We start from the raw sequence: 26,972 nt of genomic DNA on the forward strand, positions 1-26,972 counted from the left end.
GCGCCTTCAGTTTGGGGAATGCGTCTGCGTCTGTGCGATCTGCGCGCGTGCCTCAGCCAGCGTCTCGACAAAGTGGACGCCATGTTCCGGCACTTCCTGATGGTGCAGCATGGTCTTCAACTCACGCCGCTCGGTGATGACATAAACCTCAACTCCCTGCCGTATCGCCTTGCGGATGACGCTGGCGAGCAGATTGACGCCTGAGGTGTCGACGAATCGGATGCCGGAGCAATCGAGCACGAGATTGCGGTGGTCGTCACCGATGCGGTCGAGCACGGCGCCTGCGGCGGCGACAGCACCAAAGAAAAAGGCTCCGTCGAGGCGATAGGTCACGGTATCGCTATCCGTCGCATCCAGAGGCTTTTCCGGCCCCTCGGCCGTCACCCGGATGTTCTTCGACATGTGATGAATGAACTGCAGGGCCGCCAGTGAAAAGCCGACGACGATGCCTTCCGTCAGATCACGGAAGACGACGAGCAGGAAGGTGACGGCGAGGATCAATGTCTCGCCGCGCGAGGAGCGGACAAGCGCCGCGATCGCCGACTTCTCCACCATGTTCCAGGAGACGACCGCAAGCACGCCTGCGAGGGCCGCGAGCGGAATATAGGCGGCAAGCGGGGCAGCGATCAGCATGAAGACGAGAAGGAAGGCCGCATGCAGCATGCCGGACACGGGGCTGGTCGCACCCGCCCGAACATTGGTTGCGGTGCGGGCAATGGTGCCGGTGACGCAGATGCCGCCGAACAGAGCCGACCCGATATTGGCGATGCCCTGCGCCACCAGTTCGGTGTTTGACCGGTGACGCCGACCGGTCATGCCATCGGCGACGACAGCGGAGAGCAGGGATTCGATGGCACCGAGCAAGGCAAAAGCTATGGCATCGGGGAGCACGGCGATCGCCAGCTCCGGGGTGATGACAGGCAGGGACGGCAGCGGCAGACCGGAGGGAATACCGCCGAACTTCGAGCCGATGGTGGCGACAGGCAGTTGCAGCACTGCTGCGGCCGCCGAGGCGACGATGACGGCAATCAAGAGGCCCGGCCAGGTCGGCCGCGTGCGGCGCAGGATGAGGATGATGGCGATGGTCAGAACCGCAATCGCTGCCGCCGAGGGTGAAAACTCCGGAAGTGCGGCGACGATCGCGCCGAGCTTTTCGGCGAGCGGTCCGGGTTCGCCGTTTGGAAAGGTCAGGCCAAGCAGTTCGCCAATCTGGCTGGCGAAGATGATGACCGCAATGCCGGCCGTAAAGCCGACGGTCACGGGATAGGGAATGAACTTGATGTAGTCGCCAAGCCTCAGCAGTCCGCAGGCGATCAGCATCAGTCCGGCCATTGCGGTCGCGAGCAGCAGGCCATCAATGCCGTGGGTGGCAACGGTTGCACTGACCAATACGATAAAGGCACCTGCCGGTCCGCCGATCTGGTGGCGGCTACCGCCGAGCAGCGAGACGAGAAAGCCCCCGATGATCGCCGTATAGAGCCCCCGATCCGGGGTGACGCCGGAAGCTATCGCGATGGCCATCGAAAGTGGCAGGGCGACGATCGCAACCGTCAATCCGGCAAGCGCGTCCGCCTTGAAGCGGGCAGGCCCGTAGCCTTCACGAAAGACACTGATTGTCTTGGGCAGGATAACGTCGGTCATGCTGGTCGTGCTCGCCGTTCAGGACATGGCCGGCCCCTCCCGCCATTCCGAAATGACATAGGACGCTGAGTCCCGGCTTTTGACAACATGGCCAAAGGGATACTCTCCCATCGGTTGATCCCGGACTGTTCGCCTCTGCTGATTTTGCCTATGGTGGACCGGCATGAAGACCGAGACCATCTATCCCACGTTCATCGCCTATCCGCGCCGCGGCTTTGCCGTCCTATGGGCGGCGGGGTCCGCCATCCTCTTGTCCGTGGCCTTCGGCGGGCTGCTTGCCGGCCTTCTCAGTGGCGACTGGGCGAGCCCTATCCTGCTGCTTTATCTCGCCCTTCTCTCTCTGGCCATCTTCGGGTTGCGCCGGGGCTGGCGGGGGATTGCGTCGGCCATGAAGCCGGCCGTGGAACTCAACAATGAAGAGCTGATCGATTATCGCCATGATCGTCGGATTGCCTGGGCCAACATGGTCGAGCTCGCACAGCGACGGGTGGCCGGCGTCTGGGTGATCGATATCGACTATCTCGACGAGGAGGAGCCGGACCGCCTGGAGTCTTATGCCTTGCCGCTATCCGGGTACCATATATCCGGCCGGAGGCTGGGTGCCGAAATCCGCAAGCGTTTTGCCGATGTCGATGCCGGGAGCGACCTTGGGGAGCTGTAAACAGAAAACCCGGCCACGTCGCCGTGACCGGGTTCTGAATTTTGAAACGCTTGGCTGCCGATCAGGCGGCCATGGCCTTCTTCAGGTTTTCGTCGACCTTGTCGAGGAAGGCGGTCGTCGACAGCCACGGCTGATCCGGCCCGATAAGCAGCGCCAGGTCCTTGGTCATGTAGCCGGCTTCGACGGTGTCGATGCAGACCTTTTCGAGCGTCGTTGCAAAACGGGCGAGTTCCGCATTGTCGTCGAGCTTGGCGCGGTGGGCGAGGCCACGGGTCCAGGCGAAGATCGAGGCGATCGAGTTGGTCGAGGTTTCCTGACCCTTCTGGTGCTGACGGTAGTGACGGGTCACCGTACCGTGGGCGGCTTCGGCTTCAACCGTGCGGCCATCGGGAGATAGAAGAACCGAAGTCATCAGGCCGAGCGAGCCGAAGCCCTGCGCGACCGTATCAGACTGTACGTCGCCGTCGTAGTTTTTGCAGGCCCAGACGTAACCGCCGGACCACTTCAGAGCGGAAGCGACCATGTCGTCGATCAGGCGGTGTTCGTAGACGATGCCGATCTCGTCGAACTTCGCCTTGAACTCGTTCTGGTAGACTTCTTCGAAGATGTCCTTGAAGCGGCCGTCATAGGCCTTGAGGATGGTGTTCTTCGTCGACAGGTAGACCGGCCACTTGCGCATCAGGCCGTACATCATCGAGGCGCGGGCGAATTCGCGGATTGATTCGTCCAGGTTGTACATGGCCAGAGCCACGCCGGCGCCCGGTGCGTTGTAGACTTCCTTTTCAATCACTTCGCCGTCTTCGCCGACGAACTTGATCGTCAGCTTGCCCTTGCCGGGGAACTTGAAGTCGGTTGCCTTGTACTGGTCACCGAAAGCATGGCGACCGACAACGATCGGCTTGGTCCAGCCGGGAACGAGGCGCGGCACGTTCTTACAGATGATCGGCTCGCGGAAGATGACGCCGCCCAAGATGTTGCGGATGGTGCCGTTCGGGCTCTTCCACATTTCCTTGAGGTTGAATTCCTTCACGCGGGCTTCGTCCGGGGTGATGGTCGCGCACTTGATGCCGACGCCGTGCTTCTTGATGGCGTGGGCGGCGTCGATGGTCACCTGGTCGTTGGTGGCGTCGCGGTTTTCAACCGAGAGGTCATAATATTCGATCTTGAGATCGAGGTAGGGCAGGATCAGCTTGTCCTTGATGAACTGCCAGATGATGCGGGTCATCTCGTCGCCGTCGAGATCGACGACCGGGTTGGCTACCTTGATCTTGGTCATGAATATCCTCACGGGTTTTTTGCCTGTCTCGCAGGCGCGGGGAGGGCGCTCTGCCGAAGGCCTGCCTATAACATTCTCTCGTTGCAAGGCAAACAGCAGAGGGCCCGATCGCGGAAATTCTCGCTCAGACTTTCGGCGGGCATTTTCCTCCCAAACTTGGCCCTCTCGATTGCATGCTTTCCAGTTAAAACAGCGCCAAACGATTTGCTCACGAGGTCTTGATGAAAATCTTCTCTCCCGTCCTGTTCCTGGCTTTGTCCCTGGGCGCGCCGGTGGCGCTTCATGCGGCTTCCGACGTCACATCACCGGTCCGCGAGGTGATCGAGGCGGCGGCGCTTGGATGGGATGAAACGGTCGATGAGCCGCCCGTCGAGGTCTTCAGCGCAGATAATCTTCAGCGCCTGTTTTCCAAGGAGTTTGCCGAGGCTTTCATGGCGGCTTCCAAGAACCCGCCTCACGATCCGCCAGAGGGCGAAACGACCGGCTTTCCCTTCGACTATGATCCCATCGCTCAAGGCCAGGATGGCTGCCCGTTCGAAAACATTCGGATCGAAGATGACGGCGACGGTCAGGTGACTGCCCTGTTCAACAACCGCAAATGCTTCGGCGAAGGTCCGGAGTACAAGGCCGATACCGTGCTGATCTTCCATGTCATCGAGGAAAACGGACGTCCGGTGATCGATGATTTCTTCCCCGTGGTCGACGGGCAAACCGGCCGATCGATCAAGACGGATCTCCAGGATCAGGGCGGTCTCTGACGATCGCCGGGAGGCATCTTCTCCCCGGGGGTGATCGGACAGGTCAGGCCTGTCCGCAGCAGCTGAGCCGTCTGCCCCTTTGCGCCCGGACGATTTTATGCGAATGGGTGCCCGAATTCTTCTGAAGGGCAGATCATGGCAGGAACGAACAGCGAGCGTATCATGCTGGCCGAAGGGCCGGCGATCATTCTGATGGAGCCGCAGCTTGGCGAGAACATCGGCATGGTGGCGCGAGCTATGGCGAATTTTGGCCTGGTCGAGCTCAGACTGGTCAATCCACGTGACGGCTGGCCGTCCGAAAAGGCGCGCGCGGCGGCTGCCAAGGCCGATCACGTGATCGACGGCACGGTCGTTTTCGATACACTCGAAGAGGCCATTGCCGATCTGAACTTCGTCTATGCGACGACCGCGCGCCAGCGCGACGGCTTCAAGCCAGTCCGTTCTCCGGTGACGGCGGCGGAAACGCTCCGGAGGAAATTCCGGTCCGGCGAAAAGACCGGCATTCTCTTCGGCCGGGAAAAGTCGGGTCTGTCGAACGAAGAGGTGGCGCTCGCTGACGAAATCGTGACCTTCCCCGTCAACCCCGCCTTCGCCTCGCTGAACATCGCCCAGGCCGTGCTCCTGATGTCCTATGAATGGATGAAGTCGGGGATGGAAGACGTGCATGCGGTGCCCTTCGACGCACCCGAACAGCCGCCGGCCACCAAGGACGAGCTCATCGGGCTTTTTGACCATCTGGAAGAAGCGCTCGAAGCGCGCAACTATTTCCATCCGGCCCACAAAAAGCCCAAGATGATCGAAAACCTCAGGGCTGTGTTCAGCAGACGCGCTTTCACCGGTCCGGAGATCCATGTGGTTCGCGGTGTCATCAGTTCGCTCGACCGATTTGCACGCGCCGGGCAAAGGCTGCCTGCGGCGATGACTGGAAGCGAGGCTCAGGCCAGAGATGACGACAAACGGGACGCCTGATCTCAAGCCGATCCTGGTCTTCGATTCCGGCATCGGCGGTCTGACCGTCCTGCGCGAGGCGCGGCTTCTGATGCCGGAACGCGGTTTCATCTATGTCGCCGACGATGCCGGCTTTCCCTATGGTGGGTGGGAGGAAGAACCGCTCAAGGCCCGGATCGCCCGTTTGTTTGAAGAGCTCTTTACGCAGTATGATCCTGAAGCCGTGATCGTCGCCTGCAATACCGCCTTCACTCTGGCTGGCGCCGATTTGAGGCAACGGTTCCCCGACAGGCGGTTCATCGGCACAGTGCCTGCCATCAAGCCGGCGGCGGAGCGAACGCGGTCCGGACTGGTCTCGGTGCTCGCCACGCCCGGTACCGTCAAACGTGCCTATACCCGCGATCTGATCCAATCCTTTGCCTCTCAATGCCATGTGCGGCTCGTCGGATCGGAAAATCTGGCGCGCATGGCGGAGGCCTATATCCGCGGCGAGGTCCTCGACGATGCCGCAGTGCTGGCGGAAATCGCGCCCTGCTTCGTCGAGAAGGACGGCGCGCGGACCGACATCGTCGTCCTTGCCTGCACGCATTATCCCTTCCTCGCCAATGTCTTCCGCAGGCTGGCTCCCTGGCCGGTCGACTGGCTCGATCCGGCGGAGGCGATTGCAAGGCAGGCGCGTCGGCTGGTGCCGCTCATCGAAGGGGCCGAACATCCTGACGATTTCGACTTTGCCGTCTTCACCTCGGGGGCCCCGGATTTCTCCACCCGGCGCCTGATGCAGGGCATGGGATTGTCGGTGAAGGTCGCTTCCAAACCCTATTTTGCCTGAACGGTCTTTTGACAATTGGCTAGCCGTGCTACCTATGCCCGGTTGCCGGACGCTCAGCCGGTGTAGAGGAGCTTTGCCCCCTTTCTTGTTTACCGAAATTGCGATTGTTCTTTTCCTGACCGTTCTCAACGGCGTTCTTGCCATGTCGGAGCTTGCGGTCGTCTCTGCTCGTCCGGCGCGTCTGAAGGTTCTTGCAGAGCAGGGAAGCCGGGGCGCTGAAACAGCCCTGAGGCTTGCGAGTGATCCTGGCCGCTTCCTGTCCACGGTGCAGATCGGCATCACGCTTGTCGGCGTTCTCTCCGGCGCCTTCTCGGGTGCCACGCTCGGCGCCCGGCTTTCGTCCTGGCTTGAAGTGCAAGGCTTTTCGGAAGCTGCGGCCGATGCGCTCGGCGTCGGTAGCGTCGTGGTGCTCATTACCTATCTGTCGCTGATCGTCGGTGAATTGGTGCCCAAGCAGGTTGCGCTGCGCAATCCCGAGGGCGTGGCCGTGCGTGTCGCCATTCCCATGGGCGTACTTTCGAAGGTTGCTGCACCGCTGGTCTGGCTGCTCAACGGATCCGGCAAGCTGGTGCTGTCCCTGCTTGGACAAAGCGGTGACGGCGGTGGCAAGGTGACGGATGAGGAAATCCGCACGGTTCTCGCCGAAGCGCATAGCGCGGGTGTGATCGAGACCAGCGAGTCCGCCATGCTTTCGGGCGTCATGCGTCTCGCCGATCGCCAGGCGCGCGGGCTGATGACCCCGCGTCGCGACGTGGAAATGCTCGAGCTTGACGATACGATCGATGAAATCCGGGAGAAGCTGCGCGGGATGCCGCATTCGCGCATTCCGGTTCGCAGCGGCGATTCCGACGAGATCCTCGGTGTCGTCCTGACCAAGAAGCTCTACGAACACATGGCCGAAGGTGGGCCGATCAATCTTGCCGACATGGTGAGCGACGTGCCCGTGGTCTCGGATCTCGCAAAGGCGACCGACATCATCGAATCCTTGCGCAAGACGTCGATGCACATGGTGCTCGTCTATGACGAATACGGCCATTTCGAAGGCATCGTCACGTCCGGCGATATCCTGGAAGCGATCACGGGCGCCTTCAGCCAGGACGAAACGGAAGAACAGGCGATGGTTCAGCGGCAGGACGGGTCCTATCTCGTCGCCGGCTGGACGCCGGTGGATGAATTCGTCGACATCATCCGCGTCCCGATCGATTCCGATCCGGATTATACCACTGTGGCCGGCTTCGTGCTCGACGAGCTCAAGCGCATCCCCGAACTTGGCGAAAGCTTCGTGAAGGGCGACTGGCGTTTCGAGGTGATCGACCTCGACGGCCGGCGCATCGACAAGCTGCTCGTCTCGCGCGTCGGAGCCTCCGAGGCCTGAGGGTCTCCCTCACAAGTCCTGCGACATTTTGTTGCATAAGTGCAACGGCTCGCCGCTAGTTCTGCAATCTCGAATTGCGGACTTGCGGCGTGCCTTTTTGCGTGCCATGGTCCCAGCATCCGCAACACAAACTACAGGAGGCGACCGATGACCCATATTTTCATGCGCATGCGCCTCTCTGGCGGATCGGTGAACTCTACGTGCGGTCGACTTTCCACGCGCGTTCAGTCCACCCGATGACTGTCTGATCAGTCAATTTCCCTGCCTTTTCTGGCGTTTTTCACCATCCTGACGTGACTTGCCGTCTGCGCGTATCAACGCGTTCGTCTGTCTGGTTCACGTCGCTTTTCATCATCGAAAGGACCTGGACGCTCGCGCGTTCCGGGACGGACAAGTCATGCACGACAATCAATCTATAGTTGAATTTTCGCTGGCCCAGCGGATGGACGAACTCCTCGAGCGTTTCGGCTCCTGGCGCCTCCTGGCAGCTCTCATCGGGGCCAGTTGGCGGCGGCGGCAGGTCCGCAAGCTGGCGGAGCACCTGTCACCGCAGATGCGGCGCGACATCGGGCTGCCGGTGGAAGATGAGCTGAAGAGGCCGAGAAGTCTCTCCCTTTGGGATTTCCGGGTCTGATGAAGATCGGTCAGGACGGTGGCTTCCCGGCGGATCGATCTTCTATTTTCTGCGCAAGCAGACCACTCTCTCGGGTGGTCTGCTTTCCAAAACAACGCCAGTGGCCGACAGTCTGCGTCGCTCTCCGATTCCCATCCCGTCGCTTCTGCGGATCTCCGATGTCTCCCAAATTCACCATCATGACCGCCTTCTTCCTGCAGCCGATCGCCTTCGGCAGCTGGCTTCCGCAAATTCCAGGCGTACAGGAGAGGCTATCGCTCGGTCCTGCCGAGCTTGCCATTGCCCTTCTTGGTCTGCCGACGGGCATCCTCCTGATGCTGCCATTTGCCGGTCAGCTCGTCGGGCGGATCGGCAGTCGCAACACTCTTATCTTCGGCTTCCCGATCTTTCTGGCGCTTGTGCCGCTTCCGGTCGCCGCACCCGACATTGTCTCGCTCTTTTTGCTGCTCGCTCTGCTCGGGATCGGTCTGTCGACGATCGAGCTCGGGCTCAATGTCGAAGCCGATGTGATCGAGAAGCGCGGCACGGTGTCGATCATGAACCGCTGCCATGGCTTCTGGAGCCTTGGTATCATGACCGGAAGCCTTGTTGGTGCCGGGTTCCTGGCGTTGCACACGTCGCCCTTCGTGGCGATCGGTCTCCTGTCGCTGGTTCTGATGCCGGTCTCGGTGATTGTCTGCCGGGCACTACCCGTTCACGAGGCGCCGGTTACAGAAACCCAGCCCAGGTCATCCTGGCGGCGCCCAAGCCCCGCCATCCTTGGCATCAGTCTGTTCGTCTTCGGCATCACCATGACCGAAGGAGCCGTGGCCGATTGGTCTGCCGTCTATCTCAAGGAAGTCTTTGCCACCACGGGTGTGGCGACCGGGATGGGCTATGTGGTCTTTGCGGCCATGGTCTCGGTGGGCCGGTTCCTTGGTGACGCGGCCAAGGAGCGGTGCGGTGCGGTTCTGCTCGCGCGGCTTTGCCTCATCTTTGCGCTCGGCGGCATGCTGCTCGTGGTCACCGCGCCGGTGACAGCGCTCGTCTATGTCGGGCTTGCCTCCGTCGGTCTCGGTGTCTCCGTCGGCTTCCCGCTCGCGGTGACGGCGTCGGCCGATCTGGGTGACAGGCCAGCGGCGGAGAATGTCGCGATCCTGAGCTTCATTGCGCTTCTCGGCTTCCTGATCGGTCCGCCGATGATCGGTTTCGTCGCGGAGGTGCTGGGATTGCGCAGCGGGCTTGCCACGCTTCTCCCGCCGCTTGTCCTCAGCATCCTGCTCGCCGGTCTGCTCGGGCGCCGCAAGCCGGCGTAAAGGCCGCACTTCCCTGTGGGTTTCGTGGATGCGGGTGACACGGGTGCCCCCAACTCTGTTAGTGACTACAGATCAACACATGATTTGAGGATGCCGGTATTGAAGGTCGGAATCGATATGGGAACGGTGCAGGGCGGTCAGCCTGCCAAGCTCGATATCGAGGAGCTTCTTGCGACCCGCCTCCTGGTGCAGGGCAATTCGGGTTCGGGGAAGTCGCATTTGCTCCGTCGCCTGCTGGAGCAGTCGGCCCAGTGGGTGCAGCAGGTGATCATCGACCCCGAGGGTGATTTCGTCACGCTCTCGGACAAGTATGGCCATGTCGTCGTCGATGGGGAACGCACGGAAGCGGAACTCGCCGGCATTGCCGACCGCATCCGCCGCCACCGCGTGTCCTGCGTGCTGACGCTTGAGGGCCTCGATGTCGAGCAGCAGATGCGTGCCGCCGGCGCCTTCCTCAATGGTCTTTTCGATGCCGATCGCGAATTCTGGTATCCGGTACTGGTCGTTGTCGACGAAGCGCAGATGTTCGCGCCTGCCGTCGGCGGTGACGTCTCCGAGGATGCCCGCAAGATGTCGCTCGGTGCCATGACCAACCTGATGTGCCGGGGACGAAAGCGCGGTCTGGCCGGCGTTATCGCCACGCAGCGTCTGGCGAAGCTCGCCAAGAACGTTGCGGCGGAAGCCTCCAACTTCCTGATGGGGCGAACCTTCCTCGATATCGACATGGCGCGTGCGGCCGACCTGCTCGGCATGGATCGTCGCCAGGCGGAGATGTTCCGCGATCTGCAGCGGGGCAATTTCGTCGCTCTCGGCCCTGCGATGTCGCGCCGGCCGATGCCGATCGTCATCGGCGCCGTCGAGACCTCGGCGCGCTCATCCTCTCCGAAGCTGATGCCGCTGCCGGATGCGCCACAGGATGTCGAAGACCTGATCTTCACGCCGGATCCGGAAGAATTCACCCGGCCGATCGTGCGCCGTGCGCCGCCGGCGCCGCGGCCGACGACCGATATTCTCGCCGAACTCTCGCGCTCGACGCCCGCCTCGCTGACGCCGTCCCCGAACGAGGCGCCGGTGCGGGGTGCAGAGATGTCGGCGGAAGAGCGAGAGGAGCGGCTGTCTGCCGTGCTCTCAGAAATCCTGGGTGACCCGCAGGCGGCCTATCGGACCGACAGCGTGCTCTATCAGGAGTTCCTGGTGCGTGCCCGCATGCGCCGCGTGTCCGGTCCGCCAATGCCGATGGGTGAGTTCCGCCGCCGGGTGGCGATTGCCAGGGCAGGGGTCGACGAGGAGACGGCTGCAAGTGAAGGCTGGCAGACGGCGCTGTCGCTGTCCGTCCGCGTCTCCGACGATCTTCAGGGCGTGTTTCTGCTGCTCGCCAAGGCGGCACTGCGCAACGAGGAATGCCCTTCCGACCAGCGCATCGCACGGGCCTATGGCACGCATTCGGCCCGCCGCGCCCGTCGCCTTCTCGGTTATTTCGAAGAGCAGGGACTGGTCGTGGTCCACACCGATTTTTCCGGCAAGCGCATCGTCGCCTTTCCGGATCTGGAAGCCGAGACGCAGCCCGGCGATCCCAACCAGCTGGATGCCGACGAGCAGACGCCGTCTGCTGCCGAGTAACGGTATAGCGGATTCCTGCGGACGGCTTATACCAAGTGTCGATAATAGGAACCGATAGGATGGCTTATTGCAGGTCGCTGGCTAGGCGCGGTGCGCCGGGCGATGCTGTCGCATCGGCCAAGCGGCGCAACAACGCCAGAGACCTGCAATAAGCCACCTTCGGTCGGCTTCCCGCCCGTTCTGGCGTCGTCGAGCTCCTTGACCGATGCGACAGCATCGCTCTTCGGACCTCTCCTAGCCAGAAAGGGCGGTCGAGCCGATCCTATGGGTTCTTATTGTCGACACTTGGTATTACGCCGCCCGCTCTTCCCAGACCTTGACCAGAGCGACAATCGTCTCGACGGCCTTCTCCATGTCCTGGACGCTCACCCATTCGAGCGGCGAGTGATAGGCATGACCGCCGGTATAGATGTTGGGGCAGGGCAGGCCCATGAAGGAGAGGCGCGAGCCGTCGGTGCCGCCGCGAATGCTGTGGCGCACGGGTTCCAGGCCGACGCGGCGGACGGCTTCCTCGAGATTGTCCATGATCTCCGGATGGCGATCGAGCACTTCCTTCATGTTGCGATACTGGTGCTTGACCGTGAAGCTATGGCTCGAACCCGGATAGGTCGCCATGACGTCCTCGGTGATCTGTTGCAGCAGCTCTTCCTTCTCTTTCAGGCCGGCTTCGGTGAAGTCTCTGACGATGAGCTGAAGCTTTGCCGCTTCCATGCTGCCTGACATGTCGACCGGGTGGATGAAGCCTTCACGGCCCTCGGTGGTCTCCGGTGCGATGTCGCGGGGCAGGCGGGCGACGATGTCGCTTGCGGCCTTGATGGCATTCTCCATCTTGCCCTTGGCATAACCCGGATGCATGGCCACGCCGGTGATCTCGATCGTCACACCATCGGCGGAGAAAGTCTCGTTCTCGATCTCGCCGACCGTCGAGCCGTCGAGCGTATAGGCGAAGCGGGCGCCGAGCTTTGCGAGATCCACCTTGTCGGCGCCACGGCCGATTTCCTCGTCGGTCGTGAACAGGATCTTGATCGTGCCATGCTTGATCTGAGGGTTTGCCATCAGATGGGCCGCCGCCGTCATGATTTCGGCGACGCCGGCCTTGTCGTCGGCGCCGAGCAGCGTCGTGCCGTCGGTGGTGACGATGTCGTTGCCGATCTGCTTGTTGAGCTGCGGATGGGATGCAACGCGGATCACCTGGCTCGTGTCGCCGGTCAGCGTGATATCGCCGCCCTGAAAGTTGCGCAGCAGCTGCGGCTTGACATTCTTGCCCGTGAAATCCGGTGCCGTATCCATGTGGCTGCAGAAGCAGATGACGGGAACGTCCTTGTCCGTGTTGCACGGGATCGTCGCATAGACATTGCCATGTTCATCAAGATGAGCGTCTTCAAGTCCCAGCGCCAGGAGTTCGGCGACGAGAATGCGGCCGAGATCCTTCTGCTTTTCCGTGGACGGCTGGCTGTCTGAGGCCGGATCGGATTGCGTGTCGATGACGACGTAACGAAGGAAGCGGTCGAGAACGGTGTCGGTCATGGCAAAACCTTTCCTGATCTTCCTGAGATCACTGGCTGACTTTTGTGCCCAAATGCCGGTCGAAGAGGGTGATCATTTCCTGCGTCCGGGCATTGCCGCTGTCGGCGCCCAGCACGACGCCGATCAGGCGGCGGTTGCCGTTGCTGGCTGAGGTCACGATGTTGTAGCCCGAGGCCTTGGTATAGCCGGTCTTGATGCCCTCGGCGCCCGGATACTGCACAAGGAAAGCGTTGTGGCCGCGGAACCTCATCCCGCGAAAGGTCATGCCGCGCGAGGCAAACAGCTTGTATTCCTCGGGGAAGTCGCGCAGCAGCGCGAGACCCAAGCGCGCCATGTCGGTTGCCGTCGTCACCTGACGGGGGTCGGGAAGGCCCGAGGGGTTGGTGAAGACGGTGCTCGCCATGCCGAGCTCGCGGGCCTTTGAGGTCATCATCTGACCAAAGGCTTCTTCGGAGCCGGCCAGTTCCTCGGCAACGGCGGTGGCCGCGTCATTGGTCGATAGCACGACCATGCCCATGACGGCTTCCTGGACGCTGATCGTGCTGCCGGCACCGATCGCGAACTTGTAGGGTTCCTTGTCATTGGCGTTTTGCGACATGACGAGCCGCTGATCCCATTTGAAGCGGCCCGAATGCAGTGCCTCGAAGGTGAGATAGAGCGTCATCATCTTCGTCAGCGATGCCGGGTAGAGCACCATGTCGGGGTTCTCCGCCTCCAGGATCGCGCCGGTTCCGGCATCGACCAGAATATGGGCATGGCCGGGTTTCTGGACTTCAGCCACCGCAGGGCTGATGGCCATGAGAAGGCTGAGGAGGGCGAGGACGGGCAGGCGGAGGACGCTGTTCATCATGAAGGGGTAGGATCTCTTTCATTGAGGATGATCCGGGATAGCGGAGTTGTCGGCTTCTGTCAGCCTTTGCGCCGGCTCAGGTGGTTCTTTCTGCTGGATAAAGTGCCAGATCGTCGGTATTTTTGCGCTGCAAGTCAGCGTTCACGCGTGTCGTTGTTGACATTTCCCGTTCACCCCACTAATGACGCCCCCAACGCCGGGCCGAAACGCCCGGTGTTTGTTTTGACATGTCCCGTGGTTTTCTCCGTTCGCTGACGTGAGAATCCTGTCGGAGCCTCGGAAACGGAGGCTCAGAGGAGGGCGTGTTTCCTTAAAGCGGCTTGGCAACAAACCGCTGTAACCTGTTGAAAGGAAATACGGATGAGCAAGCGCGCATCTTCCAAGTACAAAATCGATCGCCGTATGGGCGAAAACATCTGGGGCCGTCCGAAGTCCCCGGTCAACCGCCGCGAATACGGCCCGGGCCAGCACGGCCAGCGCCGCAAGGGCAAGCTTTCCGACTTCGGCGTGCAGCTGCGCGCCAAGCAGAAGCTGAAGGGCTACTACGGCGACATCCGCGAGAAGCAGTTCCGCGCGATCTTCGAAGAAGCCAACCGCCGCAAGGGCGACACCGGCGAAAACCTGATCGGCCTGCTTGAGTCGCGTCTGGACGCCATCGTTTACCGCGCCAAGTTTGTACCGACGGTCTTTGCTGCCCGTCAGTTCGTCAACCACGGCCACGTCACGGTCAACGGCGTTCGCGTCAACATCGGTTCTTACCGTTGCAAGGCCGGCGACGTCATCGAAGTTCGTCAGAAGTCCAAGCAGCTCGTGACCGTTCTGGAATCGGCCCAGCTCGCCGAGCGCGACGTTCCTGATTACCTCGAAGTCGACCACAACAAGATGGTTGCCACCTTCGCTCGCGTTCCGGGCCTGTCGGATGTTCCGTATCCGGTCATCATGGAACCGAACCTGGTCGTCGAATTCTACTCGCGCTAATTGCTTGCGAGACGGATTTGTGGAAAGCCGCCCTTCGGGGCGGCTTTTTCTGTTTGCAGTGCAGCGTCGAGCGATGATGATGGCGCCGCAAGGGATCGGGTAAGGGGAACGAGATGGATCTGCAGCTGATTGCCGACGAGATCGTCACGGCACTTGAGCCGCGTCTCGGCGAGGGCAAGGTGGCCGACTATATCCCGGAGCTCGCCCGCGTCGATCCCAAGCAGTTCGGCATTGCAATCACCACCGTCGACGGTCAGACCTACAAGGCGGGCCATGCGGATACCGCATTTTCGATCCAGAGCATTTCCAAGGTCTTCATGCTGACGCTGGCACTCGGCAAGGCGGGCGAATCGATCTGGAAACGCGTCGGTCGCGAGCCGTCGGGCTCTTCCTTCAATTCGATCGTCCAGCTTGAGCACGAGCACGGCATTCCGCGCAACCCCTTCATCAATGCCGGCGCGATCGTCGTCACCGACATGGTGCTGGCGGGCCACGCGCCGCGCGAGGCGATCGGTGAATATCTGCGTTTCATGCGTTATCTCGCCGATGACGAGACGCTGTCGATCGACGAGAAGGTGGCGCAGTCGGAGCAGCGCACCGGCTATCGCAACTTCGCGCTCGCGAATTTCATGCGTGGCTTCGGCAATCTCGACCATCCGGTCGAGCACACGCTCGGCGTCTATTTCCACCAATGCGCGCTGGCGCTTTCCTGCGTGCAGCTCTCCCATGCCGGCCTGTTTCTCGCCAATCGTGGCACCAATCCGCTGACCGGCTTTTCCGTCGTTTCGCCGAAACGGGCGCGGCGTATCAATGCGCTGATGCTGATGTGCGGCCATTATGACGGCTCGGGAGATTTCGCCTATCATGTCGGCCTGCCCGGCAAGTCCGGCGTCGGTGGCGGCATCCTTGCGGTGGCGCCGGGCAAGGCCTCGATTGCGGTCTGGTCGCCGGGTCTCAACAAGGTCGGCAATTCGGCGCTCGGCTCGGCTGCGCTCGAAATGCTGGCCGCCCGCACTGGCTGGTCGGTGTTCGGGACTTGATCTTCAAGCCCCGAGCAGGCATTGCAGAGCCGAATTGCCGCTGAGGCCGGAGCCGAAGATGAACCTCGTGAACACGATCGAAAGCCAGGATGCCGCCGCGCTCTATGGCGAGGATGCGCTCGACCTGTCGCCCGTGCATCCGGTCTTTGCCAAGGCGCCGCGTTCGGTTTCGTTCAACAAGCTGCGCAAGCGTCTCATCCGTCAGGTGCGCCAGGCCATATCCGACTTCGACATGCTGAAGGGCCAGAAGCGCTGGCTGGTCGGTCTGTCGGGCGGCAAGGACAGCTACGGCCTGCTCGCGATCCTGCTCGACCTGCAATGGCGCGGGCTTCTGCCGGTCGAACTCATCGCCTGCAATCTCGACCAGGGGCAGCCGAATTTTCCGAAGCATATCCTGCCCGAATATCTGGCCTCGATCGGCGTGAAGCACCGGATCGAGTATCGCGACACCTATTCGATCGTGAAGGAGAAGGTGCCCAGTGGCGGCACCTATTGCTCGCTCTGTTCGCGGCTCCGGCGCGGCAATCTCTACCGTATCGCCCGCGAAGAGGGCTGCGACGCGCTGGTGCTTGGCCACCACCGCGAGGATATCCTCGAAACCTTCTTCATGAACTTCTTTCATGGCGGTCGTCTCTCGGCCATGCCGGCAAAGCTTTTGAACGATGAGAAGGATCTCTTCGTGCTCCGTCCGCTGGCTTATGTTGCGGAAGAGGACATGGCGCGCTTTGCCCAGGCTATGGAGTTCCCGATCATCCCCTGCGACCTCTGCGGTTCGCAGGATGGCCTTCAGCGCAATGCGATGAAGGAGATGCTGGCGGGGATCGAAGCAAAGATGCCGGGCCGCAAGGATGCGATGCTGCGCGCGCTCGCGCATGTCGATCCCTCGCATCTGCTCGATCCGAAGCTCTTCGATTTCGCCGGTCTCGCTGTCACGACGCCGTCACAGACTGAGGGCTAATAACGACCGCATTTCGCTGGCCCCCCAAGACAGGTCTTCATGCAGGAGCTCCAGGTCGCCCAAACAGGGGTCCGAGGTGCTTGGCTGAAATCCGCCTTCGGGTCGTCCAGGCAGTTCAAGACGGGCCGAAGGCATGATTTTTCGCGACAATGATCTCATCGATATCCTCGACCTGGTGAGGACGGCCGGGCATAGGGAAATCCTTCCGAGGTTCCGCCGCTTCGATGCGCCCGATGTCGTCGAAAAGAAATCCTTGATCGATCTGGTGACCGATGCTGATCTCAAGACCGAGGCCTATCTGACGGCAGAGCTCCTGAAGCGATGGCCGCAGGCGCTGGTCGTCGGCGAGGAGGCCTCAGAAACCAATCCGGCGCTGGTGTCGGCCCTGGCCGATGCGGAGCTTGCATTCGTCATCGATCCCGTGGACGGGACCTTTAATTTTCAGGCGGGATTGCCGGTCTTTGGAACCAATCTCGCCGTGGTCCGGCGTGGCGAGACGATTGCGGCATTGATCCATGACAGCGTCCTCGGCGATACGCTGATCGCGACCAAGGCTGCCGGCGCGCGCTGGCTGAAGGCCGACGGCAAGGAGGCGGCGATCCGGGTTGCGGCGGCGACCGAGCTGTCGATGATGGTAGGCACCATATCGATCAATGACATCGACCAGGAGGATCGTCGGCGGATCGCCGGCAATCTGGCGCAGACCAAGATGGCCTTTGCCTATAACTGCTCGGCTTACGAATACTGGCTTGTCGCGACAGGAAAGGTCCATTTTATCGGCCACCACAAGCTGATGCCCTGGGATCATCTCGCCGGCGTTCTGTTGCACGAGGAGGCCGGTGGTGTGACGCGAAAGTTCGATGGCTCGCCGTACCTGCCCGGGGAGACGAGCGGCGGCATTCTCAGTGCACCGGATGCCGATAGCTGGGAGATGATCCTGTCGAGAGTGGTTCTGGCGCGCTGAAGGGCGAGTTGCCTGGGCAATGTGGGCCGGATCTCTCTCAGGGTGGCTCGACGGGCCGGCCGCAGGGCTGGTCTTCAACAAACCACAGGAAATGTCAGTATTTCCGGATGTGCTTGAGGCTTTGGCTGGACTGTGTCTGAGGCTTCTTGCACATTGCGGCCCAACGAAGACCCTTGAGCCGGGCTCAAGGTTTCGAGCAGCGCGTGGGAGTAGGAATGTCTGAGGTCGCTCAGCCTTCGGTGTCGAGGCGTGCCGTGTTTCTGGTCGGCGGATATGAACGCAACGACGCCAACGGCTTCTTCCGGCGGATCGGCCGCGAGATGGAGCGCTTTCGCAAGTGCTGGGCGGTCGAAGCCAAGCTCGGTACACCGGTGGAAGCGACCGGCAGCATGGCCATGACTGCGGTGGCCGATTACCGGGGGCCCGATGGCGTCTGCGAAACGGAGATCACCTTTCTGAGCTTCGACGACATCGTCAGACATGATGGCGCGCGCCCCTTCTTCATCCGTCTGCTTGCCTATCTCGCCGCCTTCGTCGACTATATCGCGAGCGGTACCATGTTCCGCTTCTTCGCGACCAACTGGCGGTTTGCGCTCTATTTCCTCTATCCCTGCGCCATGTTGGCCTTCTTCGTCTGGATCGGTACGGTCTTCTATCGGTTGGCCGCTCATTTGCCGCTTCCCGGCGGTGCTGCGCTGCCCGTTATCATCGGTGTGGGTGCGACCTACGGGATCGGCCGATATGTGGGCCGACGTTACTTCGTCTTTCATCTGATGGATCTCTGGTCCTTCAGCCGCGAACACCTGCGATGCCAGCGTCCTGGCATGGATCAACGGATCGATAGCTGGGCTGCGCTTATTGCGGAACGAATGGCGGCCTCGAACCATGACGAGGTGCTGCTTGTTGGCCACTCAACGGGTGGTGCGCTGATCCTTGATGTCGCCCATCAGCTTGCGGAACGGTTGAAGGCCGAGGAGCGCAGCGTCAATTTCCAGCTGGTGACTGTCGGTTCGACCTCGCTCAAGGTTGCGCTGCATCCGGCTGCCGGCCGGGCGAGGCAGCGCCTCCAGGCGCTTGCGAGCTATCCCGCTATTCGCTGGACCGAATTCCAGGCGCTGACTGACATCATCAACTTCTACAAATGCGACCCTTATGCCCGCGCGGGTCTGACCCATCAGCGCCCGGACGCATTCCCGCGCCAGTTCCAGGTGCGCATTCGCGACATGCTGGAGCGGGAGACCTACCGGCGCGTGAAGAGGAATTTCTTCCGCGTTCACTATCAGTTTATCTCGGCCAACAGCCGGCGGTATTTCTATGATTTCTTCATGATCTGCTGTGGCACGCGGCCGATTGACGCCGTAAGAGGCGACATGCTGCCGCTTGCGGCAGAGACAGGCAAGACCGTAGAGGCGACTTCATGATCCGCATTTCCTTCATCCTCTGGGCCCTGATGCTGGTGACCTGGTGCGCCATGCGCTATCCGGCCATGCGTCGCGCACGGCGGCAGAAGACGGCGGTCGACAAGCGCACGCCGCTCGATATCTCGCTTCTGGTCTTCTGCACCGTCGGACTTGTCGTCATGCCGGTTCTCTGGCGCCTTGGCGTCTTCGGCGGTATGGCCGATCGCGGGCAGGGGGCGGTCACCCTTGTGCTCGGCACGCTGTCCGGGATCGCCTTTCTCTGGCTCTTCCGCCGCAGCCACAAGGATCTTGGCAAGAACTGGTCCGTGACGCTGGAAGTCCGAGAGGGACATCAGCTGGTCACAGGCGGTGTCTACGCCCACGTACGTCACCCGATGTATGCCTCGTTCCTGCTCTGGGGTGTGACCCAGGCGCTGATGATCCCGAACTGGATCGCCGGTTTTGCCGGGTTGATTGCGGTCCTCGCCCTCTACGCCGTGCGTCAGTCGCGCGAGGAAGCGATGATGCGGGAGACCTTCGGCGCCGAATACGACGCCTATTGCGCCCGCACCAAGCGCCTTATTCCAGGTGTCTTCTGACCGGCTCAGCGCCGACGCAGCGCCTGTTTGATTTCCTTGATTGCCCGCTCGTGCAGCTTCGGGTTTTTGTCGATGTTGAAATGGCCGATGCCGCTGATCGCCGTTTCGCCCTGGCGCAGGTTGATATTGGCCAACTCGCCCTTGAACCCGGGCGCCGGAAGGACCGGTGACCAGAGGTTCTCGCCGCCGGTATAGAAGTTCAGCGTCTTCCTGACATTGCCGGGCACGGGACCCTTGCCGGTCGGATCGAAGCTGAGGATGAGCGCGACCGGGATCTTCATCGGTTGGAGGGCGCTTGCCACGGAAAACGTCATGTCTGCGCCAAGAGAATGTCCCACCAGCACGATTGGTCGCGCATCCTTCGACGCCCTATAGCGCTCAGCGATCTTGCGCGCGAACGTTTGGGCACTCGGCAGCGACATGACCTCCGCATTGATACCATCCGCCTTCAGCTGCTGTGTCAGCGTGTTGAGGCCTGTCGAAAAAATGTCGGCGAAGCCTCTGAAGAGATAGACCTGCCCGTTCGGGGGCTTCGGCTTGCGGGGTTTTGCCGCTTCGGCAGGAAGGACTGAGGCTGCCAGAAAGAGGGAAGCCTGGGATAGAAGCGCGCGCCTGGAAATCATGTCGAAGGGACGTCCTGAGTAACAGTGATTTCGAAATCATGCATGATTTGCCCAGCCTGACAACCGACATGCTGCACCATCGGACCTATACTTTGCCATCTCCGCCGGGCTAGAACGAGCGGAACATGATGGCGCGTCGTTTCGTGCCTCTTTCACGGAACAGGAAGGCCCGCTCATGACCGCAACCATCGATATCGCCGTCCTTGCCAATCTTCTCCAAGAGGCCGCCGTCGAGGAGATTCTGCCCCGTTTCCGCAATCTCGGTGACGGGGACATCAGGATGAAAACGGAGGCGATCGATCTGGTGACGGAAGCCGACGAGGCCGCCGAGCGCGTCATCCGTAAGGGGATCGAGGCGCTGATGCCGGATGCTCTCTTCGTCGGCGAAGAATCGGTCGCTGCCGAGCCGGCTTTGCTCGACAGGCTGAAGGACGCAGACCTTGCGGTGGTCGTCGATCCGATTGACGGGACCTTCAATTTTGCATCCGGTCTGACGCTGTTCGGCATGATCCTCGCCGTCGTGTCGAAGGGCGAGACCGTCGCCGGTGTCATCTATGATCCCGTGGGCAATGACTGGGCGCTGGTCGAGAAGGGCTCCGGGGCCTGGATCTATCGACCGGATGGGTCGCAGGAGCAGATGCAGATGCGGCCGAGCGGCCCACTCGAGCAGATGATCGGGATTGCCAATACGGGTTTCTTCGATATCGAGACCCGCCGGAAAATCCTCTCCAACCTGGCCGATGTGCGCCTCTTCACCAGCTATCGCTGTGCCGCGCATGAATACCGCCTGCTCGGTCAGGGGCATATGGATTTCGCCATGTACAACAAGCTGATGCCCTGGGATCATCTGGCCGGTGCATTAATGATGCAGGAAGCCGGCGCTCATGTCGCGCGCTTCGACGGTTCGGCCTATCTGCCGCATCATACGACGGGCGGGCTACTCATCGCCTCCGATGCCGATGCCTGGCAGGAGTTGCGGGAGCGGATCTTTACCGTTGATTGAAAGACAAAAGGCCGGGATCGACCGGGCCTTTCGCATTTTTGGGGTGTCTGATCGGCTCAGACCGGCTTGTTCTGCGCCTGGAACAGTCGGCCCTTTTCGCCGATCAGAACGAAGATAAGCCCGATGATCGAGACGACGAAAAAGCCCGTGACCATCGGCAGCGCCGTGCCGTTGAAGGCCTGGCCGATCACCGCGCCGATGATCGACCCGCCGATCGTGCCCATGAAGCCCAGCACCGAGGAAGCCGTACCCGCAACATGGCCGAGCGGCTCCATGGCCAGCGAGTTGAAGTTCGAGCCGATCCAGCCGAACTGGAACATCGCCAGCGAGAAGAAGGTGATGAACAGGAAGAAGGGCATCGGCTGGGGGCCGAGGACCTGCACCACCAGCCAGACGAAGTTGATGGCGATGAAGCCGATGAGCGAGCCATGCGACAGCTTGCGCATGCCGAAGCGGCCGACCAGCTTCGCATTGACGAAGGAGGAGAGCGCCATGAACAGGGCGACCGCCGCAAAGGCGACGGGGAACCAGACGCCGAGCCCATAAATGCCGACATAGACCTGCTGGGCCGAATTGATGAAGCCGAACAGGGCACCGAAGATGAAGGTGCTGGCGATCGTGTAGCAGAGTGCCACACGGTCTGTGAGCACGATGCGGAAGCCTTCGAGGATGACCTTCACGGTGAAGGGTCGCACATCCTCCGGTGCCAGCGTCTCCGGCAGGCGGATATACATCCACACACCGACGATCAGCGCGATCACCGCCATGAAGACGAAGATCCAGTGCCAGTCACCGAAGAGCATGATCACCTGGCCGGTGCCGGGCGCCACGACCGGGATCACCATGAAGACCATCATGATCAGCGACATGACTTCCGCCATCTGGCGACCGCCAAAGACGTCCCGCACGATTGAAACGGTGATGACGCGGGTTGCCGCCGAGCCGATGCCCTGGATGAAACGCAGCAGCAGCAGCGATTCGAAGGATGGCACGAAGACAACTGCGAGCGACGACACGACGTAGATGCCAAGGCCGACGATCATCGGCATTCGTCGTCCGAAGCGGTCAGCGATCGGACCGTAGAAGAGCTGGGCGACGCCAAAACCGATCAGATAGGCCGAAACGACATATTGCCGGTGGTTTTCGTTTTCGACATTGAGGGCCGCCCCGATTTCCTGGAGGCCCGGCAGCATGATGTCGATGGCTAGCGCGTTGAGCGCCATCAGGAATGCCATCATGGCGATGAATTCGGCGCGTCCCATGCCCCCGAGTGTCCTGGGGGCGGACTGTAATGAATCTGACATGGAGTATGACCTTAGAACGGCATGAAGGCGTTGCTTGGGAACAACGCCTTCATCACCTGGAGATTATGCCGGCCTATCGGCCGAGGGGTCAGGCAGCGCCGCGAACGGCGATGCCCTGGTCTTCAAAATGCTTCTGCAGTTCGCCAGCCTGGAACATCTCGCGGACGATATCACAACCGCCAACAAATTCGCCCTTGATATAGAGCTGCGGAATGGTCGGCCAGTTGGAATACTGCTTGATGCCTTCGCGGATTTCCATGTCGGCAAGCACGTTCACGCCCTTGTAGTTGACGCCGAGATAGTCGAGGATCTGAACCACCTGGCCGGAGAAACCACACTGGGGAAACTGCGGGCTGCCCTTCATGAACAGGACGACATCGTTGGTCTTGACTTCGTTGTCGATGAATTCGTGGGCGCTCATGTCATTCTTCCTTTCACATGCCGTTCAAGGCGGCAGCTTCGATCTGCCGTAGAAATAGCAATATGGCTTGGGTTTTGCCAGTGGCGAGTTTGCGACAAAACCCTGTTTTAGCGGCTGCGCTGACGGCTGCGTTTGGCGGCGCTGCGGCGGCGGCTTACCTGCTTGCGGGCGGGTGCCTTGACGCGCTTGGTCGTCTTGCGCACGAAGCGGCCCGTTGTTGCCGATCGCGTCTGGCGCTTGCGCCGCCTCGTCGTGCCCTTGCCGGTCGTTTTCTTCAGGATCTCCTTCAGCACGCCCTCAACGACTTTACCGACGATGTCACCGACCAGATCCGCCATATTCTCTCCCCCCAGTCCTTCGGTTTCAGAAGGTTTTGTTCCTTACGCTCTTTAAATCAGCGCAATTCTCGTCTAGCAAGCGCCACCTGCGGCGGGACGCCGCCGATTGAGTGACTGAGTTTATGATCCAAAGCCGTATTGTCCTGCATTTTCCGGGTTTCGAGCCACTCGATGCCGAAGCCCATCGCCAGCGCTATGTCCGGTCGGCGAAGCAGGCTTCTTCCGTGTGGAAGACGCGGTTCGATGTCGGTGAACTGACGCTCGATGCCGAGGGCGCGCATTTCGACGTCGAGGCGCAAGGCGAGGGCTGGAGGGTACAGTCGCGCCTTCACGTCTTCGACCACAACAGGCTGATCACCGCGATGCGCTCGGAGCCGGTCTGGGTGCAGATTGTCCGTGGATTTGCGGCCGGTTTGCAGGTTGTCTGCCAGGGTGGTGCCTTTGCCTATCTGCGCCACGCCTGGCGTTTCGGGCTGTTCTTCCTGTTTCCCTTTCTGTTCCTGGCTGCCGGCCTGGCGCTTGGCATCAACATCGCGGCTGTTCCGTCCACCTTCGAACTCGACGTCTGGTGGTTCCTCCTTACCGTTCCGGCCGGTTATCTGGCCTTTCGCTATGGCGTCTTGCCTTTCTCGGACCGCTACCACGTCATGCACCTTCTGGCAGATTGGCGACTTGCGGTCGCCGTGGCGGAAGATCGTCCTGAAGTGGCCTTGCTGATCGAACAAGCGGCGGATCAGGCGATCGCCGCCCTGCAAAGGCCCGCTGATGAAATCCTCGTGACCTCGCACAGCATGGGAGCGAATTTCGCGATCTCGGTGATCGGCCGCCTTCTGGAGAAGGCCCCTGATCTGCTGCAAGGGCGCCGGATTGTCTTCGTCACCCTCGGTGGCGCGGCTTTGCAGTGCAGCCTGTTGTTCTCCGCAGCGGTGTTGAGACGGCGGATCGGCATGCTTGCCCGTCATGCGGCCGTGGACTGGTTCGACATCCAGTGCCTGACGGACCCGATCCACCTCTACAAATGCCACACGGTTCATCTGTCCGGGCATCCCGACGCGCCGCAGCCGAAACTGGTCTTTGTCCGGTTCAAGCATGCACTGTCGGCTGAGCGTTACCGGAAAAACCGCCGCGATTTCCTCAGAATGCATCGCCAATATGTGCTGGGTCCGGATCAGCCGAGCGGCTTTGATTTCACGCTGATGACGGCGGGACCGCTGCCGGCGAAGTCCTTCGAGCAGCTTGAATCGGCTACGCCGCCGACGTTTCCTGCGGCGTCATGAAAAAAGCCCGCCGCTGATTGCGGCAGGCTTGATGCATCGGCTCGTCCGGGTCTGAGACCGTCAGTCGGGTACGCTCGTCTGCAGCGCCAGCGCATGCAGCACGCCGCCCATGTTGCCCTTCAGCGCTTCATAGACCATCTGGTGCTGCTGGACCCGGCTCTTGCCGCGAAAGGCTTCGGCGACGACCTCGGCGGCATAGTGATCTCCGTCACCGGCGAGGTCGCGGATGACGACCTTTGCTCCCGGAATGCCGGCCTTGATCATGTCTTCGATGTCGCCTGGTTTCATCGGCATGTAACGGATCCCTCATGCAAATCAGCAATATGAGGACTATCTTCCATTCGCCGAAGTCTTTCAATGGGGTAGGGCACGCCTACCCCATGCTCCACAGGCATGTGATCGAAGCCTCAGGCGATCTCGCCGTCCATGAGGGCCGGGAACCAGGCCTCGTGGGCCTTCTTCAGTTCCTCGACTGCAACCGGCTTTGCATTGCCAAGCACGACATTCGAGCCACCGGTGCGGCCGATCCAAGGGCAGAAGACGCCAGCGGCTTCGGCACGGAGCTGCACCTTTTCGACATCGCCTTCCTTGACGGTCAGCACGTAGCGGCCTTGGTCTTCGCCATAGAAGACGGCGATCGGGTTTGCATCGTTCAAGGCGTTGATATGCGCACCGATGCCGGAAGCCATGGCCATTTCGGCGACGGCGAGGCCAAGGCCGCCCGACGAGCAGTCATGCACGGCCGTTGCAAGACCGTCCTGGATCAAGCCACGGACGAAATCGCCGACCTTCTTTTCATGGGCGAGATCGACATGCGGGGCCGGACCATCGGTGCGGCCATGGATGTCGCGCAGGTAGACGGACTGGCCAAGATGCGTGCCCCAGCTTGACGGAGCGCCGGCGAGCAGGATGGCTTCGCCCTGAGCGGCAAAGCGGATGCGGGCCATCTTCTTCCAGTCCTTCATCAGGCCAACGCCAGCAATCGTAGGGGTCGGCAGGATGGCCTGGCCATTGGTCTCGTTGTAGAGCGACACGTTGCCCGAAACGATCGGGAAGTCGAGCGCCTTGCAGGCCTCGCCGATGCCTTTAATAGCAAAAACGAACTGGCCCATGATCTCGGGGCGCTCGGGATTGCCGAAGTTCAGGTTGTCGGTCGCTGCCAGCGGAAGCGCGCCGGTCGCGGTGATGTTGCGCCAGCATTCGGCAACCGCCTGCTTGCCACCTTCAAACGGGTCTGCCTCGACGTAACGCGGGGTGACGTCGGAGGAAAAGGCGAGCGCCTTGGAGGCGTGGCCTTCGACACGGATGACGCCGGCGTCGCCGCCCGGAAGCTGCAGCGAATTGCCCTGGATCAGCGTGTCATACTGCTCGTAGACCCAGCGGCGCGAGGAGTTGTTGGCGGAGCCGACCAACTTCAGCAGAGCGTCTGCGACGTCGCCGACCGGGATGTCGTTCTCGGCGAGCGGGGCAGGGATCTTCGGCTCGATCCAGGGACGGTCGTATTCCGGGGCTTCGTCGCCGAGTTCCTTGATCGGCAGGTTTGCGACTTCCTCGCCCTGATGGATGACGCGGAAGCGCAGGTCGTCGGTGGTATAGCCGACAATCGCAAAATCGAGGCCCCACTTGACGAAGATCGCCTTGGCGACCTCTTCCTTGGACGGCTCGAGCACCATGAGCATGCGCTCCTGGCTTTCCGACAGCATCATTTCATAGGCCGTCATCCGCTCTTCGCGCACCGGCACCTTGTCGAGATGCAGCTCGATGCCGAGGTCGCCCTTGGCGCCCATTTCGACAGCCGAGCAAGTGAGGCCGGCGGCACCCATGTCCTGGATGGCGATGACGGCGCCGGTCTTCATCAGCTCAAGGCAGGCTTCGAGCAGGCATTTTTCGGTGAAGGGGTCGCCGACCTGCACGGTCGGGCGCTTCTCCTCGATGGACTCGTCGAATTCGGCGGACGCCATGGTCGCGCCACCGACACCGTCACGGCCGGTCTTGGCACCGAGATAGACGACGGGGAGACCGACGCCCTTGGCCTGGGACAGGAAGATGCCGTCAGATTTGGCAAGACCTGCGGCAAAGGCGTTGACGAGGATATTGCCGTTATAGCGGGGGTCGAATTCGACTTCACCGCCAACTGTGGGAACACCGAAGGAATTGCCGTAGCCGCCGACACCGGCAACGACGCCAGCGACCAGATGCTTGGTCTTCGGATGGTCGGGCGCTCCGAAGCGCAGGGCGTTCATGGCTGCGACCGGACGGGCGCCCATGGTGAAGACGTCGCGCAGGATGCCGCCGACGCCGGTTGCTGCACCCTGATAGGGCTCGATATAGGACGGGTGGTTGTGGCTTTCCATCTTGAAGACCACGACGTCGCCATCGTCGATGTCGACCACGCCAGCGTTTTCGCCTGGGCCCTGAATGACGCGCGGCCCCTTGGTCGGCAGTGTCTTCAGCCACTTCTTCGAAGACTTGTAGGAGCAGTGCTCGTTCCACATCGCCGAGAAGATGCCAAGCTCGGTGAAGGTCGGCTCGCGTCCGATCAGGTTCAGGATGCGATCGTATTCGTCCGGCTTCAGGCCGTGGCTTGCGATCAATTCTGCGGTGATGGGACGGGAGTTGGAAACGGTCATCTGGCTCTCAGGGCAATGGGAGA

26 protein-coding genes are annotated in these 26,972 nt (G+C 61.4%); 16 read left to right on the top strand and 10 right to left on the bottom strand.

The genetic code is table 11. The features are described 5' to 3' along the window. Positions 1-6 precede the first annotated feature (6 nt). Entirely contained in the window at positions 7-1,641 is a 1,635-nt protein-coding gene (locus AC1PUL_RS06520) for a SulP family inorganic anion transporter (RefSeq protein ID WP_480467334.1), read from the bottom strand. Positions 1,642-1,804: 163 nt separating this feature from the next. Here AC1PUL_RS06520 and AC1PUL_RS06525 point away from each other — a divergent pair, with 163 nt between their 5' ends. Beyond that, a complete protein-coding gene (locus tag AC1PUL_RS06525) occupies positions 1,805-2,302 on the top strand; it encodes a hypothetical protein (protein ID WP_480467336.1) in 498 nt (165 codons plus the stop codon). Between the two features lie 61 nt (positions 2,303-2,363). Here AC1PUL_RS06525 and AC1PUL_RS06530 read toward each other — a convergent pair whose 3' ends face one another. Beyond that, positions 2,364-3,578, bottom strand: a complete 1,215-nt coding sequence (locus tag AC1PUL_RS06530; protein WP_480467337.1) for an NADP-dependent isocitrate dehydrogenase — start codon at positions 3,576-3,578, stop codon at positions 2,364-2,366. Between the two features lie 221 nt (positions 3,579-3,799). On the opposite strand from AC1PUL_RS06530, the gene AC1PUL_RS06535 reads away from it, so the two are divergent. The 7 genes from AC1PUL_RS06535 (at position 3,800) to AC1PUL_RS06565 (ending at position 11,037) form a co-directional block, all read left to right on the top strand. Beyond that, entirely contained in the window at positions 3,800-4,336 is a 537-nt protein-coding gene (locus AC1PUL_RS06535; protein WP_480467339.1) for a hypothetical protein, read from the top strand. Between the two features lie 135 nt (positions 4,337-4,471). Further along, complete coding sequence (locus tag AC1PUL_RS06540; protein ID WP_480467340.1) at positions 4,472-5,305, top strand: RNA methyltransferase; 834 nt, start codon at positions 4,472-4,474, stop codon at positions 5,303-5,305. After that, positions 5,283-6,113 (top strand): glutamate racemase, encoded by an 831-nt coding sequence (gene murI / locus AC1PUL_RS06545; RefSeq protein WP_480467341.1) that lies wholly within the window; start codon positions 5,283-5,285, stop codon positions 6,111-6,113. Before AC1PUL_RS06540 ends, murI begins: the two co-directional genes overlap by 23 nt. A gap of 85 nt (positions 6,114-6,198) precedes the next feature. Further along, complete coding sequence (locus AC1PUL_RS06550) at positions 6,199-7,488, top strand: hemolysin family protein (protein ID WP_480467342.1); 1,290 nt, start codon at positions 6,199-6,201, stop codon at positions 7,486-7,488. A gap of 397 nt (positions 7,489-7,885) precedes the next feature. Continuing rightward, on the top strand, positions 7,886-8,122 hold the full coding sequence (locus AC1PUL_RS06555) for a DUF1127 domain-containing protein (protein WP_480467344.1): 237 nt from the start codon (positions 7,886-7,888) through the stop codon (positions 8,120-8,122). A gap of 158 nt (positions 8,123-8,280) precedes the next feature. Then, positions 8,281-9,417 (top strand): MFS transporter, encoded by a 1,137-nt coding sequence (locus tag AC1PUL_RS06560; RefSeq protein WP_480467345.1) that lies wholly within the window; start codon positions 8,281-8,283, stop codon positions 9,415-9,417. A 99-nt stretch (positions 9,418-9,516) separates the two neighbouring features. Beyond that, positions 9,517-11,037 carry a helicase HerA domain-containing protein gene (locus AC1PUL_RS06565; RefSeq protein WP_480467346.1) on the top strand — a complete coding sequence of 507 codons (1,521 nt, stop codon included), beginning with the start codon at positions 9,517-9,519 and terminating at the stop codon, positions 11,035-11,037. A 291-nt stretch (positions 11,038-11,328) separates the two neighbouring features. Here AC1PUL_RS06565 and pepT read toward each other — a convergent pair whose 3' ends face one another. Then, the gene (pepT, locus tag AC1PUL_RS06570; RefSeq protein WP_480467347.1) at positions 11,329-12,564 is read right to left on the bottom strand and encodes a peptidase T; all 1,236 of its coding nucleotides are present in this window, start codon (positions 12,562-12,564) and stop codon (positions 11,329-11,331) included. Positions 12,565-12,592: 28 nt separating this feature from the next. Beyond that, positions 12,593-13,363: a D-alanyl-D-alanine carboxypeptidase family protein gene (locus AC1PUL_RS06575; protein ID WP_480468518.1), complete on the bottom strand. Its 771-nt coding sequence runs from the start codon at positions 13,361-13,363 to the stop codon at positions 12,593-12,595. Between the two features lie 411 nt (positions 13,364-13,774). Here AC1PUL_RS06575 and rpsD point away from each other — a divergent pair, with 411 nt between their 5' ends. The 6 genes from rpsD to AC1PUL_RS06605 all read left to right on the top strand — a co-directional run bounded on the left by rpsD (position 13,775) and on the right by AC1PUL_RS06605 (position 19,353). Then, on the top strand, positions 13,775-14,392 hold the full coding sequence (gene rpsD, locus AC1PUL_RS06580) for a 30S ribosomal protein S4 (RefSeq protein ID WP_166599712.1): 618 nt from the start codon (positions 13,775-13,777) through the stop codon (positions 14,390-14,392). A 113-nt stretch (positions 14,393-14,505) separates the two neighbouring features. Further along, entirely contained in the window at positions 14,506-15,432 is a 927-nt protein-coding gene (locus AC1PUL_RS06585) for a glutaminase (RefSeq protein ID WP_298467885.1), read from the top strand. Positions 15,433-15,490: 58 nt separating this feature from the next. Continuing rightward, positions 15,491-16,390, top strand: a complete 900-nt coding sequence (ttcA, locus tag AC1PUL_RS06590) for a tRNA 2-thiocytidine(32) synthetase TtcA (RefSeq protein ID WP_480467348.1) — start codon at positions 15,491-15,493, stop codon at positions 16,388-16,390. A 133-nt stretch (positions 16,391-16,523) separates the two neighbouring features. Next, on the top strand, positions 16,524-17,354 hold the full coding sequence (locus AC1PUL_RS06595; protein ID WP_480467349.1) for an inositol monophosphatase family protein: 831 nt from the start codon (positions 16,524-16,526) through the stop codon (positions 17,352-17,354). 215 nt (positions 17,355-17,569) lie between these two features. Then, complete coding sequence (locus AC1PUL_RS06600; RefSeq protein ID WP_480467350.1) at positions 17,570-18,775, top strand: alpha/beta fold hydrolase; 1,206 nt, start codon at positions 17,570-17,572, stop codon at positions 18,773-18,775. Next, on the top strand, positions 18,772-19,353 hold the full coding sequence (locus AC1PUL_RS06605; RefSeq protein WP_480467351.1) for a protein-S-isoprenylcysteine O-methyltransferase: 582 nt from the start codon (positions 18,772-18,774) through the stop codon (positions 19,351-19,353). The genes AC1PUL_RS06600 and AC1PUL_RS06605 overlap by 4 nt, the downstream gene beginning before the upstream one ends. Before the next feature lie 5 nt (positions 19,354-19,358). Here the strand turns inward: AC1PUL_RS06605 and AC1PUL_RS06610 are convergent, their stop codons facing one another. Next, on the bottom strand, positions 19,359-19,976 hold the full coding sequence (locus tag AC1PUL_RS06610; RefSeq protein WP_480467353.1) for a thioesterase domain-containing protein: 618 nt from the start codon (positions 19,974-19,976) through the stop codon (positions 19,359-19,361). 175 nt (positions 19,977-20,151) lie between these two features. Between AC1PUL_RS06610 and AC1PUL_RS06615 the strand changes: the two genes are divergently transcribed. After that, entirely contained in the window at positions 20,152-20,979 is an 828-nt protein-coding gene (locus AC1PUL_RS06615) for an inositol monophosphatase family protein (RefSeq protein WP_480467355.1), read from the top strand. A 56-nt stretch (positions 20,980-21,035) separates the two neighbouring features. Here the strand turns inward: AC1PUL_RS06615 and AC1PUL_RS06620 are convergent, their stop codons facing one another. From AC1PUL_RS06620 to AC1PUL_RS06630, 3 genes are all read right to left on the bottom strand, one after another. Continuing rightward, positions 21,036-22,241, bottom strand: a complete 1,206-nt coding sequence (locus AC1PUL_RS06620) for a multidrug effflux MFS transporter (RefSeq protein ID WP_480467357.1) — start codon at positions 22,239-22,241, stop codon at positions 21,036-21,038. Positions 22,242-22,371: 130 nt separating this feature from the next. Continuing rightward, entirely contained in the window at positions 22,372-22,704 is a 333-nt protein-coding gene (gene grxD, locus AC1PUL_RS06625) for a Grx4 family monothiol glutaredoxin (RefSeq protein ID WP_298467865.1), read from the bottom strand. Between the two features lie 107 nt (positions 22,705-22,811). After that, on the bottom strand, positions 22,812-23,042 hold the full coding sequence (locus AC1PUL_RS06630; RefSeq protein WP_480467358.1) for a hypothetical protein: 231 nt from the start codon (positions 23,040-23,042) through the stop codon (positions 22,812-22,814). Positions 23,043-23,164: 122 nt separating this feature from the next. On the opposite strand from AC1PUL_RS06630, the gene AC1PUL_RS06635 reads away from it, so the two are divergent. Continuing rightward, on the top strand, positions 23,165-24,319 hold the full coding sequence (locus AC1PUL_RS06635; protein WP_480467359.1) for a hypothetical protein: 1,155 nt from the start codon (positions 23,165-23,167) through the stop codon (positions 24,317-24,319). A gap of 60 nt (positions 24,320-24,379) precedes the next feature. Here AC1PUL_RS06635 and AC1PUL_RS06640 read toward each other — a convergent pair whose 3' ends face one another. Continuing rightward, positions 24,380-24,613: a BolA/IbaG family iron-sulfur metabolism protein gene (locus AC1PUL_RS06640; protein ID WP_138286229.1), complete on the bottom strand. Its 234-nt coding sequence runs from the start codon at positions 24,611-24,613 to the stop codon at positions 24,380-24,382. 113 nt (positions 24,614-24,726) lie between these two features. Continuing rightward, positions 24,727-26,949, bottom strand: coding sequence for a phosphoribosylformylglycinamidine synthase subunit PurL (purL, locus tag AC1PUL_RS06645; RefSeq protein ID WP_480467360.1), 2,223 nt, complete (start codon positions 26,947-26,949; stop codon positions 24,727-24,729). Positions 26,950-26,972 lie beyond the last annotated feature (23 nt).

The sequence above is a fragment of the Rhizobium sp. P43 genome, from assembly GCF_056730705.1.